This window comes from Brenneria goodwinii (assembly GCF_002291445.1).
Classification (GTDB): domain Bacteria; phylum Pseudomonadota; class Gammaproteobacteria; order Enterobacterales; family Enterobacteriaceae; genus Brenneria; species Brenneria goodwinii.
Window position 1 is genome coordinate 1,334,373 of sequence record NZ_CP014137.1, and the last position, 12,864, is coordinate 1,347,236.

Annotated in this window: 11 protein-coding genes; 7 read left to right on the top strand and 4 right to left on the bottom strand. The window is 54.4% G+C overall.

What is annotated here, in order from left to right; all coding sequences use genetic code 11:
- Window positions 1–33: 33 nt before the first annotated feature.
- The 4 genes from araD to ACN28R_RS06085 all read right to left on the bottom strand — a co-directional run bounded on the left by araD (window position 34) and on the right by ACN28R_RS06085 (window position 5,844).
- Window positions 34–1,779 (bottom strand): L-arabinonate dehydratase, encoded by a 1,746-nt coding sequence (araD, locus tag ACN28R_RS06070; protein ID WP_095833902.1) that lies wholly within the window; start codon window positions 1,777–1,779, stop codon window positions 34–36.
- Window positions 1,780–1,820: 41 nt separating this feature from the next.
- Window positions 1,821–3,206: an MFS transporter gene (locus ACN28R_RS06075; protein ID WP_048638618.1), complete on the bottom strand. Its 1,386-nt coding sequence runs from the start codon at window positions 3,204–3,206 to the stop codon at window positions 1,821–1,823.
- Window positions 3,207–3,698: 492 nt separating this feature from the next.
- Window positions 3,699–5,123 (bottom strand): aminotransferase-like domain-containing protein, encoded by a 1,425-nt coding sequence (locus ACN28R_RS06080; RefSeq protein ID WP_048638619.1) that lies wholly within the window; start codon window positions 5,121–5,123, stop codon window positions 3,699–3,701.
- 331 nt (window positions 5,124–5,454) lie between these two features.
- Complete coding sequence (locus ACN28R_RS06085) at window positions 5,455–5,844, bottom strand: tautomerase family protein (RefSeq protein WP_048638620.1); 390 nt, start codon at window positions 5,842–5,844, stop codon at window positions 5,455–5,457.
- A 118-nt stretch (window positions 5,845–5,962) separates the two neighbouring features.
- Here ACN28R_RS06085 and ACN28R_RS06090 point away from each other — a divergent pair, with 118 nt between their 5' ends.
- The 7 genes from ACN28R_RS06090 (at window position 5,963) to ACN28R_RS06120 (ending at window position 12,862) form a co-directional block, all read left to right on the top strand.
- Complete coding sequence (locus ACN28R_RS06090) at window positions 5,963–6,883, top strand: LysR family transcriptional regulator (RefSeq protein ID WP_095833903.1); 921 nt, start codon at window positions 5,963–5,965, stop codon at window positions 6,881–6,883.
- A 336-nt stretch (window positions 6,884–7,219) separates the two neighbouring features.
- Window positions 7,220–8,014, top strand: a complete 795-nt coding sequence (locus ACN28R_RS06095; protein WP_095833904.1) for an IclR family transcriptional regulator — start codon at window positions 7,220–7,222, stop codon at window positions 8,012–8,014.
- A gap of 4 nt (window positions 8,015–8,018) precedes the next feature.
- The gene (locus ACN28R_RS06100) at window positions 8,019–8,999 is read left to right on the top strand and encodes a 2-dehydro-3-deoxygalactonokinase (protein ID WP_197089000.1); all 981 of its coding nucleotides are present in this window, start codon (window positions 8,019–8,021) and stop codon (window positions 8,997–8,999) included.
- A 34-nt stretch (window positions 9,000–9,033) separates the two neighbouring features.
- Window positions 9,034–9,660, top strand: a complete 627-nt coding sequence (locus ACN28R_RS06105; RefSeq protein WP_095833905.1) for a 2-dehydro-3-deoxy-6-phosphogalactonate aldolase — start codon at window positions 9,034–9,036, stop codon at window positions 9,658–9,660.
- 37 nt (window positions 9,661–9,697) lie between these two features.
- On the top strand, window positions 9,698–10,669 hold the full coding sequence (locus tag ACN28R_RS06110; RefSeq protein WP_048638624.1) for a Bug family tripartite tricarboxylate transporter substrate binding protein: 972 nt from the start codon (window positions 9,698–9,700) through the stop codon (window positions 10,667–10,669).
- 124 nt (window positions 10,670–10,793) lie between these two features.
- The gene (locus tag ACN28R_RS06115) at window positions 10,794–11,324 is read left to right on the top strand and encodes a tripartite tricarboxylate transporter TctB family protein (RefSeq protein ID WP_136155097.1); all 531 of its coding nucleotides are present in this window, start codon (window positions 10,794–10,796) and stop codon (window positions 11,322–11,324) included.
- Between the two features lie 29 nt (window positions 11,325–11,353).
- Complete coding sequence (locus tag ACN28R_RS06120; RefSeq protein ID WP_095833906.1) at window positions 11,354–12,862, top strand: tripartite tricarboxylate transporter permease; 1,509 nt, start codon at window positions 11,354–11,356, stop codon at window positions 12,860–12,862.
- Window positions 12,863–12,864 lie beyond the last annotated feature (2 nt).

A 12,864-nucleotide genomic window follows, 5' to 3' on the forward strand; every position in this document is an offset into this window, starting at 1 on the left:
GGCGGTATTCAGGCGTCAACACCGGTTGGGTCATTACTGAATCGGCGGTTCAGGAATCAAGCCTTGTTCACCCGGCACGGTTTGTAGAAAATCAAAATCGCAGCCATCGTCCGCCTGGCTGACGTGTTCGGCGAATAACCGACCATAGCCGCGCGGATAATAAGGTTGAGGCGGCGTCCACGCTTCACGACGCTGCTCCATTTCTTCTTCGGGGATCAGTAAGTTAAGCTGGCGTTTTGACACGCTTAACTCAATGTTGTCGCCATCGCGCACCAGCGCCAGCGGCCCGCCGATGAAAGATTCGGGCGCGATATGCACCACGCAGGAGCCAAAACTGGTGCCGCTCATGCGCGCATCGGACAGGCGCACCATATCGCGGATCCCCCGTTCCAGCAGTTTTTTCGGGATCGGGATCTGTCCCCATTCAGGGAAGCCGGGAGCGCCCAACGGCCCCGCGTTCTTCAGCACCAGTACGGAGTTCTCATCCACGTCAAGAGCCGGGTCGTCAATGCGTTTCTGCAGATCTTCCACGTTGTTGAAAACAACCGCTCGGCCGACATGATCATGCAGCCGCGGATCGGCCGCATGGATTTTTAATACCGCACTGTTGGGCGCCAGGTTGCCGCGCAGGATCACCAGACTGCCCAGTTCCCCCAGCGGTTTATCCAGCGGCAGAATCACATCGTCGTTGTACACTTCCGCATCGGCGAAGTTTTCCCCCAGCGTTTTGCCGTTCACCGTCATCGGCGAGCCGTCAATCAGCGTACCCAGGCGGTTGAGCAAGGCCCGCAGGCCGCCGGCGTAATAGAAATCCTCCATCAGATATTTCCCGGCGGGGCGAATATTGGCCAGGTGGGGCACTTTCTGCGACAGCTCATCGAAACGATCCACGGTGAGAGGGATGCCGGCCCGGCGCGCCATGGCGATCACATGAATCACGGCATTGGTGGAACCGCCGAGCGCCAGCGCGGTGGTAATGGCATTATCGAAGGAGGCGGGGCACAGGAAATCCGAGGGTTTGAGATCTTCCCAGACCATTTCGACGATGCGGCGACCGGTGCGTTCGGCCATGATGGCATGACGCGAATCCGGCGCCACAATGGATGACGCGCCGGTAAAACAGAAGCCCAAGGCATCGGCGATGCTCATCATGGTGGGCGCGGTGCCCATGGTCATACAGGTTCCGGCCGAACGGGAGATGCCGTTTTCCACCTCTTCCAATTGCTCTTCGCTATACTCTCCGGCTTTATATTTGTACCAGGAGGCGAACAGATCGGTGCCCGAGCCGAGAAATTTCCCTTTATTGTCGCCGCGCAGCGACGGCCCGGCCGGTAAATAAATCGCGGGAATATTCATGGAGATGGCGCCCATGATCAGGCCGGGCGTGGTTTTATCACAACCGCCCATCAACACCGCGCCGTCAATGGGATGGGATCGCAGCAGTTCCTCGGTTTCGATTGCCAGCAGATTGCGATAGAGCATGGCCGCCGGTCTGACATATGGCTCGCCCAGCGACATGGCCGGTAGTTCAATAGGAAATCCGCCGGCCTGAAGAATGCCGCGCTTGACTTGCTCGGCGCGTTCTTTGAAATGCGTGTGACATGGGTTGATCTCGCTCCAGGTATTGACAATCGCGATCACCGGTTTTCCCATGTAATCTTCACGGGCGTAACCTTGCTGGGCCATACGGGCGCGGTGCCCCAGAGAGCGGAATACCGGCGCGCCGTACCAGCGATAACTTCTTAGTGTTTCAGGCGTTTTTTTAATTTGTGCGCACATGGTTGCCTCCAGTTATTATTAGAAAACATATTCTCATTAGGTTATTGCTTGGCCGAAAAGTCTACGCGCTTGATCTCTCCCACCAGGAACAGGTAACAGAAGATAGCCAGGGCGGCGAAGACGGAAACGTACAGCAACGCGCCGCCGAACGAACCGCTTGTCGCCACGATGTAGCCGATAACGATCGGCGTTACGATACCGGCGATATTGCCGATGGTGTTGAACACCCCGCCGCTCAGGCCGATTGCTTCTTTCGGCGAGGTATCGGCGACGACCGCCCAACCCAGCGCACCGACGCCTTTGCCGAAGAACGAGAAGGACATCAGGAAAATCACCAGTCCGATAGAATCGGTGTAGTTGCACAACACCATGGACATGGAGCAGATCATGCCCAGGATAATCGGCGTCTTGCGAGCGAGAGACAGCGAGTAGCCGCGTTTTAACAGGGCGTCGGATATCACGCCGCCTAAAATCCCGCCGACAAAACCGCAAATGGCAGGCAATGAGGCCGCGAAACCGGCGTTAAGTATCGTCAGGCCGCGTTCCTTCACCAGATAGATGGGGAACCAGGAAATGAAGAACCAGGTCAACGTCGAGATACAGTACTGCCCGAGATAAACACCGACCAGCAAACGCTGCGACAACAGCATGCCGATCGTGACTTTCGGTACGTCCGGCGCCGGTTCGGCCGCCTTATCGACCACCGCCGTTTTCTGCTTCGAATCCAGATCGACCAGCGCGCCGCCTTCACGCATATAGTCCAGTTCTTCTTTGCTGAGGCGCGGATGATGCACCGGCGGATAAATTACCCGCAGCCAGATCAGGCTGATGATGATGCCGAGCGCCCCCATGAAGATGAACGGGCTGTGCCAGTCAGTGATGTGAACCAGCCATCCCATAATCGGCGCGAAAAACGCGGTGGCGAAATATTGCGCGGAATTAAAGATAGCCGACGCCGTGGCGCGCTCTTTTTGTGGAAACCATGAGGAAACGATTTTACTGTTGCCGGGGAACGCCGGGCATTCCGCCAGACCGACAATAAAACGCAGCGTGAAAAGCAAAACCACGGCCAGCGAGACGCCGCCGAACACCGTGATGCCGTGAAACAGAAAAATAAATCCTTGCAGCAGGGTAAAGAGCGACCAGAAAAAGATACTGGCGAAATAAACGCGTTTGGCGCCGTAGCGATCCAATAACCAACCGCCGGGGATCTGGCCTATGACATAGGCCCATGCAAAGGCGGAAAAAATATATCCCATAGTGATTGAATCAATACTTAATTCATCGGCCATCGGCGAACCGGCGATAGCCAATACCGCGCGATCGCCGTAGTTAATTGCGGTCACAATAAACAACATCAGAATGATGTGATATCGCACGTGTTTGCTCTTTTTTATGTTTTCCTGCTGTTGAGCTAAGTGTGTCATTATTTACTCCAGCATCGAATAAATCAGTTTGTAGGGATGAGGATACTGAGCTGAATGCATCGGACAGAGAGATGTCATATGTCTCTAATCCAGCGCACCATCAGCGATAGGCGATATGTAACTTCCTGTTGTAAATAAAAAGCCTGTATTAATAGATTATTTGGGCAACAGGAGGTTAAACGCCTCACGTTGATTAGTTTAGGGAGCGGTGTACATGCTGACCAGATACAGTTTTATTGCATAAAAATAAACTGTATTGTTTTAAAAACAATACAGTTATAAAAATAAAACTCAATAAAAACAATTAATTATATATAATTTAGCCAGGCTAATGTTTTAATTAATTAACTGTACAGGTCACGATAGAATATTTTAGTGACGACATAGACACTTTATTGTCTCCTCAGAATGCGGTAGGGGGAAAAATAGGGTAAAAACGCATAAAAAGAGATGCTTTTGAAATATTTTATCTGATTTTGTTTATAATGAAATTTATATTTTCATTTTATTTTCATCCAGAAAATGAAGAAATTCATTTTGGTAACGTTGTAAAAAAGCCACGTTAAAACGAATCCACGGACTGGCGCAGCGATGAGGATGAAATAATGTTCCCGGCGCTAAAAACAATTTATGTTGTCGTGCGATTTCCGCCAGCTTCAAAGCATCCGTGGCATTTTTCATCGGGCAGGCATATAGATAAAAACCATTGACGGCCTGGGTATGAAGTTGCCAGCCGATAGTCTGAAAAAACTGGCCGGCGCTGGTTTGCGCCTGGGCCAAACGCGTTCGTAACCGGGTACGGTATTTATGATATTGCCCATCTTGTAATACGGATAGGATAACGCGCTCGGTCAGTTCTGAACTGGTCAGCCCGGACATCATTTTAAACACGATTAATCTTTCAATAAGCTCCGTATTGCCAATCACGTATCCGACCCGCAGGGTAGGAGAGAGCGTTTTGGAAAAACTGCGAATTTGCGTAACGCGCTTCATTCCGCCCATTGACAGTAACGATACCGCGTCTTGCGGCATCAGTTCTCCCGATACATTGTCCTCTACCACATGGATACCGTATTGCTCCATTAACGATAATATCTTGTGGGCCATGCCAAGCGACAGGCAGGCGCCGGTCGGATTCTGAAACCAGGGGTTGGTGATATACAGACGTGGTTTTTCCCGCCGCAGCACTTCAGCCATACGATCCATATCCGGTCCCTGAGACGTCCAGGGAATGCCGATAGGGCGGATACCGCGCAACATTAGCGACGTGAGGAAGTTACAATAGGCGGGCTCGTCCACCAATACGCTGTCGCCACGGTTGAGTAAGGCCATGGAAACAATGTCCAATGCTTTACTGGCGCCTTGCGTCAGCAGGATATTCTCAGGACTGACCGGTTGCATATTTTCCGGTAACGTGACGGCCAGATGCTGGCGCAGCGGGAGATATCCCCAGGATTCACCATAGCCTGAATTGCTCAGATTCTGGCGCGACACGGTCCTCAGCGCTTTCGCCAGGGTGTCTTGTTGGTACCAATCGTCCGGCAGCCATCCGCAGCTCAGTTGGCGATATTCGGGCGAGGAAACATAGATACTGGATAATAACCAGTAATCATTAACGGGGTTTATGGCATTGTTTTCATTGGCCGTGACCACCCGGGTTTCGCTTATTCCGGATTCGGCGACGTAAAAACCCGAGCCAGGACGCGCCGTTATCCAGCCTTCGGCGACCAGCTGTTCATAAGCCTGCACTATCGTGGAATTACTGACGGAAAATAAGCTGGCGCCACGGCGCACTGACGGCAACCGCTGTCCGCCAGGCAGTTGCTTGCTGGCGATGGCGTTGCGCAGGGTGCTTACGACCTGAACGACCAAAGGTGAAGGGAGCGTTCTGTTAACGGGAGAAAAAAGCTGACTCACAAGCATCCTCACATAAGTAATGATTACCAAGCGTTTCCAATTCAAATCGTTCAATCCGGCTTTAAGGTGAACCCGAATTTACTCTCGTCATCATGGGCGATGTTCGCATTCAGATTTGTCGCTCGTTTCGACAATCAATCTGTTGTCATCTGTATTCTTCATTCTCCTATGCACGATGGGGTTATATCCACGTAGAGTGTATGCGCTATGTTTCGACTTTGTATAGCGCATCCGCGAGTGACAGGAATCCGTTCCCATTCAGTCAAGGCTGGCGTCGATCGTTATTGTGTGTGGGGGGGGAAAGGGGGACGTGTAATAAACGGTAGTGGTATTACAATGCCCCTGTCAAATATTGCGCCTCGCCGTCGCAGAAGCTCCAGTCGCCTTTATGGTTGGTAATAAAGGTAATCATCAGATCGTTGCCGTCGATTCCGCAATGCGTATTGAATTCATGCGCCAGCGTTTTCATAAAAAACTGTTTCTGTTCGTCACTACGCGGGCTGGTGTAAACCCGCACCATGACCAGCTTGTCCGTGCGCGTAAAACCCAGGCCGGTATCCTGAAAAACCATGTGATGAGCTTTGTTTTCGTGAACAATCTGGTAACGGTCGCGTTCTGGAACCTGGAAGGCCTGCAACACGACACGGTGCGCTGTATCTAACAGGGTTTTTATCTCGGATGCGGAACGGCCTTCAATAACATCAAATTGCAGTAATGGCATAACGTGTCTCCGTCAATATGTGGGGTTAAGTATTGCATTGGGGAATATCTTGGCTGTTCTTTGACCAGAGAAAAAGCGCTATAGTTGAAAAGATTATTTTCTATTTTGAACAATCATCATGAAAAACATCAAAACAAACGCCCTGTGGATGCATCTGTATTGGCTGACGGTATTGGCCGAACAGCGGAGTTTTACCCGCGCCGCTGAACGATTGGAAGTGAGTAAGGCCGCAATGAGCCAAAAGATCAAAGAGTTGGAAACGCTGGCCGGCGTCGCTCTGGTTCAGCGCACCACGCGCAGCGTGCGTTTGACCCGGGCGGGAGAAAAGCTGGTGGCGGAGTTACAGGAGCCGTTCGCGCAGATTGAGCAGAGTTTTTTCGCCGTACGCGATGACAGCGGTCCGGTGCGCGGACTGATTCGCATTACCTCGCCCGTGGCGTTTGCGCGTCAGCAACTGGTTCCAAATATCAGCGTGTTTTTACAGGCGTATCCGCAGGTACGTATTCAGCTTGAGGTGTCGGACAGGATCGTGTCGCTAACCAGCGAAGGATTCGATCTCGCCATCCGTCACAGCAATCATTTGCCCGAAACGCATGTCGCGTTGCCGCTGTGCGAGACGCGGACGCTGCTGGTGGCATCGCCAGAATACCTTGACGCGCGTGGGGTTCCCGCGCATCCGGCGGAACTGACGGCGTATGATTGTCTGTATTATCCGCGCGGCACCGAACTGCCGCGCTGGCGTTTCGTGCATCGTCCGACAGGCGGCGAGGCGCTAACCGTAAATGTGAAAGGCCCGTTCGCCACCAATAACAGTGAATCGGTGCGGGATGCGGCATTGAGCGGTTTGGGCATCGCCATGCTGCCGGATTTCAGCGCGCACACGGCCATTGCGGCAGGCACGCTGCGTGAAGTATTGCCAGACTGGCAAATTGTCGAGGCATTCGCCGACAAAATATGGATCGTGCGTCCTTACGCCGCGCAGGTGCCGCGCGCCGTCACCGTTTTTACTCATTGGCTGCGATCGCGGTTTACACCCTGATCAAGAAGGGACTGTAGTTAACTCAGCTTCTGATGGCTAGTCTGTTTAAACTCTGGGTCTCCAGGGTTATCTGATTCATTCGGTATTTCCCCTACCTTTTCAACAAACCCGGTCAGATCCAGCTAGTGCGTTTTTGGCAGATGCGCTGGGCGTCGCCGATCGGTCGTTTTACCGGGCGGGTAACATGGGGTCAGGCATCGTTGTACTTATATATCAAATCCCTATATGTGGGACGATCTCCCACATTATAGAATTTCGCGGAACCCGTCACAAAAGCACCCTCCCTACCTGTGCTAAAAATGTCTGCAATTCAGGTTTATTCACAGGGGAAATACGATGAAATCGGAGAGTGCTGCGGGGGCCAGCGGTGTTCAGACTCTGCTTAGGGGGTTATCGGTTATTGATGCCGTAGCCGCCGGTCATCGTGATTTGAAATCCATCGGCGAATATGTGGGCACCTCGCGCAGCACAACGCATCGCCTGGTCAACGCATTGGTCAGCAAGAACTTATTAAGGTTCGTGGATAAGGACGGCTATTATCTCGGCCCGAAATTAATCGAGCTCGGCACCAGTTCCCTTAACGCCTACCCGTTGAGGATTGCGGCCAAGCAGACCCTGGAGGATCTGGCGAAGCTGACCCAGGATACGGTGCATCTCGCCATCAGGGAAGGCAACGACGTGCTGTACATCGATAAGATCCCCGGTACGCGCGGGCTGGAGATGCGTTCCCGCGTCGGGCAGCGCATGCCGCTGTCATCCACCGGCATTGGTAAAGCGCTTATCCTCGACGAGGATGCCGATGAATGGAAAGCCATTTTCCAGGCGAATCAGCCGCAACGCGACGCAGAGACATTTATTCAGACGATGAGCAAATATGCTCAGAGCGGGTACGCATTTGATCTGGAGGAAAATGAATTCACCATCCGCTGCGTCGCCGCACCGGTGCGAGACGCCTCCAACCGGATTATTGCCGCTATTTCTGTCGCGAGCATTACGCCTTATATGCCCGACAGCCGCATGAGTGAACTTATCAATATCGTTAAAGGCTATGCCGACGCCATTTCCAACGAAATGGGGTGGAGCAGGGCATTGTTTAATCTGCGTCGCAGAGTGCCGGCAGGGAAAAAATAACCAGATGAATATGATGACAACGCTAATTGCCCTGGACTGGGGAACCTCTATGCTACGTGCCTGTCGTCTGGGAAAAGACGGTTCGGTCCTGGAAAAAAGAACGCTGCCCTATGGCGTGACGAAACTGCCGCCATCGGCGACCAATCGGGAAGCGGCCTTTCTTCAGGTCTATACCCAGGCGTGTGGCGACTGGCTGCGGGAAACGCCGGCGTGCCCGGTGATCGCCTGCGGCATGATTGGCAGCGCCCAGGGCTGGCGTCAGGCGCCCTATATAGAGGCGCCCTGCGATATCCGGCAGTTGGCCCAGCAGTTAACCCGCGTTGAGACCGGACACGGCCAGTATTTTTCCATCGTATCCGGCGTATGGAAAGACGGCGACCTGCCCGAAGTGATGCGTGGCGAGGAGACTCAGATAGCCGGCGCGTTACAGCATGATGAACGGCTGCGTTCGACCATGGCGCGGCAGGGAAAAGCGCTGATCGCGCTGCCTGGAACACACGCCAAATGGGTTGAAGTGGCGCAAAACCGGATCGCGCACATCCAGACGTTCATGACCGGCGATCTTTACGATGCGCTGGCGCATCACACCATTCTGGCCACCACGATACAGCCCTCCGAGCAGCCGGACTGGGAGGCGTTTGCTCAAGGGGTGACGGTCGCTCAACGTTACAGATCATCCGTCGGCTTGCTCGGCACGCTGTTTTCCGTGCGCAGCCGTCTGCTGTGCAAACACATCACCGCGCAGCAGCAGGCCGACTATCTTTCCGGGTTGGTGCTGGGCAGCGAATTATTGGCGGTGTTGTCCAGGCTGACGCCGGAGTCCGACCAGGAGATTCCGATCACGTTCATCGGCTCCGAAGCGCTGTGTCAGCGCTATATCCGCGCGCTGACCTATCTGGAGTGTCCTTATCCGGTTCATATTTCTGACGGTGCGACAGAGAGGGGGCTATGGTACATCGCCCGCCTGGCAGGTCTGCTCGATTGACGCCGTTTTTTTGCCAACACCAGGGGACTTAACAATGGATTTCTTAACAACATTACGGCAAACGGGACTCATTGCCATTCTGCGGGGGATCACCCCCGACGAGGTCGAAGATGTCGGGCGCCAACTGTATCAGGCGGGGTTCCGCATCATCGAAATACCGTTGAACTCACCCGAGCCGTTGCGCAGCATCGCCCGTCTGCGGCAGGTTCTGCCGCAGGATTGCCGGGTAGGCGCCGGTACGGTCATGTCGGATAACGATGTGCGCGCGGTAAAACAACATCAAGGTGAAATCATCATCTCGCCGCATACCGATCCGGCCGTCATTCAGGAAACCAGAAAACTGGGTTTGATCAGTCTGCCCGGCGCGGCCACGCCAAGCGAGGCCTTTAGCGCGTTGTCCAACGGCGCGCACGGCGTCAAGATTTTTCCTGCCGAAGCCGTTTCCCCGCAAACGCTGAAGGCATGGCGCGCCGTCATACCCGCGGAGATCCCGCTGTTGCCCGTCGGCGGGATCACGGCCGAATCCCTATCCGGCTGGCTGGCAGCCGGCGCCAGTGGTTTTGGCATTGGCGGCATGCTCTATAAGCCCGGCATGTCGCCTGAGAGCGTCGGGGAGAATGCCGCCGCCTTTGTGCGGGCCTGGCGAAAATCCCGCGCATAATTAACTATAAAACTATATCTCTGTACTGGAGTGCTTTATGAAAACTCGTAATATTGTGCCTCACGCTCTGGCCGGGTTACTGGCCGCCACATCGCTCCTGTCCGCCGTACCTGCGCTGGCTGCCGACTATCCGGTTCGGCAGATAGAAATGATTGTTCCCTACAGCGCAGGCGGCGGCACTGATTTAGTCGCCCGTTCGTTTGCCGACGTAGCGAAAGAATATCTGCCCAAAGCCATCGGTATCGTCAATAAACCCGGCGGCGGCGGGGCGGTAGGCTTCTCCGAACTGGTCGCGGCGCGTCCGGACGGCTACAAAATCGGCCTTGGCACTGCGGAAATCACCATGCTGCCGCATATGGGGCTGGTCAACTTCAATGCCGACGATTTCGCCGCCATCGCGTTGTTGAACGCCGATCCGGGCGCCATCACGGTGAAAATCGATGCGCCATGGAATACCTTTGCGGAATTCATGGAATACGCCAAAGCCAATCCGGGCAAAATCCGCATCGGTAACTCCGGTTCCGGCGCTATCTGGCATCTGGCCGCGGAAGCGCTCGGCGATAAAACCGACACGAAGTTCAACAACATCCCTTACGATGGCGCCGCGCCAGCCATTACTGCGCTTTTGGGCGGGCATATTGAGGCGGTAAGCGTCAGCGCCGCGGAAGTCTCCACGCACGTGGCGGCGGGAACCGTGAAAATCCTCGGCGTCATGGCCGACGAACGCCTGGCCGCTTTCAAAGATGTGCCCACGCTGAAGGAAAATGGCGTCGATCTGTCCATTGGCACCTGGCGCGGCATTCTCGTTCCGAAGAAAACGCCGAAGGATGTGCAGGACGTGCTGGCGGAAACCGCGCGCAAGGTGGCGGAGAATCCCAGATTCGCCGAATCCCTGAGCCGCATCAATCTGAACTTCGACTACCGTAACGCAGAGGAGTTTCAGCAGTTGATCGAGCGCGACAACCGCTATTTCAAAGAGTTAATGACCAAGGTGGGCCTGGCGCAGTAGTCCGGTCGCCAATAGACGACCGCCAGACGTTAACCAGGCATAAGGCCTTTTTCAATAGGGGCCGCGATAGGATATCCGGGCCCCAGGCTGCCACAGAAACCTTTTAGCATCAGAGAAAATGAATATGGCTCATGAACCGAAAGATCCGGATATCCCCGTACCGGATAACGCGCATAAAATCGAAATCGTCATCGGTGTGGTTCTGATCCTGGTGTCGTTGGCCGCTATCGTTGCCGCACAGAAGTTTCCGGCTTCGCGTCTGGCGACCGATATCGGCCCCTCGCGCTTTCCGGTATTTTATTCCGTGGTGCTGATACTGCTCGCGTTAATATTAATTTTTAATAACCTGTCCATTATCAGGCGCAATAAACGCGCCGGCATTACGATCTCCGCTCCGCCATCGCCCGACGATGTGGATATCCGACACGGGAAAACCGTTCTAGGCATACTGGCATCCTTTGCCTGTTTCTTCGGTATGTATTATTTCGGGTACATCGTTTCCATGATCCCCTATCTGATATTCCTGATGTGGCTCATGGCGTTCAAACACAAAATATGGAATCCCGTCATCGCCATTGCCATCACGGGATTGACCTACGTGATTTTCTATCTTGGTCTGAATGTGGCCGTCCCCGTTGGTCTGCTGTTCGAATAAACGGCAAAGCATCGTAAAGAGGTAAAAATATGCAAGAACTATCCATGCTTGCAGATGGCTTCATCGCATTGTTCAATCACCCTACGGCGCTGTTGTTATCCGTGTTCGGCGTGTTTCTGGGCATTATGGTGGGGGCGCTGCCCGGTCTTACCGCCACCATGGGGGTAGCCATTCTGCTGCCGTTTACCTTTGGCATGGATCCGGTGACCGGTCTGCTGATGATTAGCGGGGTATTTTTCGGCGGCGTGTACGGCGGTTCCATCATCGCCATTCTGCTGAGGATCCCTGGCACGCCCGCCGCGGCGGCCACGGCGATTGACGGCTATGAGCTGACCAAACGGGGAGAAGGCGGCAGCGCGTTGGGGATCGCTATCATCTCCTCCACTATCGGCGGCACCATCAGCGTTTTGGTGCTGGTCTTCCTGGCGCCAATGCTTGCCCGCATCGCCCTGAAATTCAGCGCCGCGGAAAATTTCGCGCTGGCGATATTTGGTCTGAGCATCATTTCCAGCATTGCCGGCAAATCGATGATTAAAGGGATTATCGCCGGTTTCATCGGCTTGCTCATCGCAACCGTCGGGCTCGATCCCATGACCGGGTTCCCCCGTTTCACCGGTGGATTTCCCGAACTGATGAACGTGCCCTTTATTCCGGTGATGATTGGCCTGTTCGCCGCATCCGAAGCGTTTAAAGGTATGGCGGAAACCGATCTGATCAAGAAAAGCGCCGTCGCGATTGGCAGTGTGATCCCCACCAAGGCGACGATTAAACGTTGTCTGGCGACCATTCTGCGATCGTCGGGCATCGGTGTTTTCATCGGCACCATCCCCGGCGTCGGCGCGGAGATCGGGGCTTTCGTCGCCTATAACGAGGCCAAGCGCTTCAGCAAAACCCCGGAAAACTTCGGCAAAGGCGAAATCACCGCCGTCGCCGCCAGCGAAGCCGGCGCAAACGGCTGTACCGGCGGCGCCATGCTGCCGATGATGACGCTGGGGATCCCCGGCGACGCCGTCACCGCGATCATGCTGGGCGCCATGACGCTACAGGGACTACAGCCGGGGCCGATGCTGTTCAAGGAACACGGCGATATGGTGTTCACCATTTTCGCCGGTATGCTGTTCTGTTACGCCGTCATGCTGATCATGGGACTGGGGTCGCTGAAGCTGATCGTGAAAATGCTGCAAATCCCGAAACCCATTCTCACGCCGCTCATCATGGCGCTGTCCATCATCGGCACCTACGCCATCAACAACAGCATCTTCGATATCGGCATCATGCTGGTGGCCGGCGTCGTGGGCTACGTGATGGCCAAGTTCGAATTTCCCCCTTCGCCGGTCGTACTGGCGCTCATTCTGGGGCCGATGGCGGAAAGCAACTTCCGCCGGGCGATGTCGATATCCAACGGCAGCATGGATTTCATCTATACCCATCCCATCACCGCGGTCCTGCTGAGCTTGGCGGCGTTCACCCTGTTGTATCCTATTATCCGCAGCGTCATCAGGCACTTTAAAACTTCCGCCAGCCGCGTTGCCAGGTAACA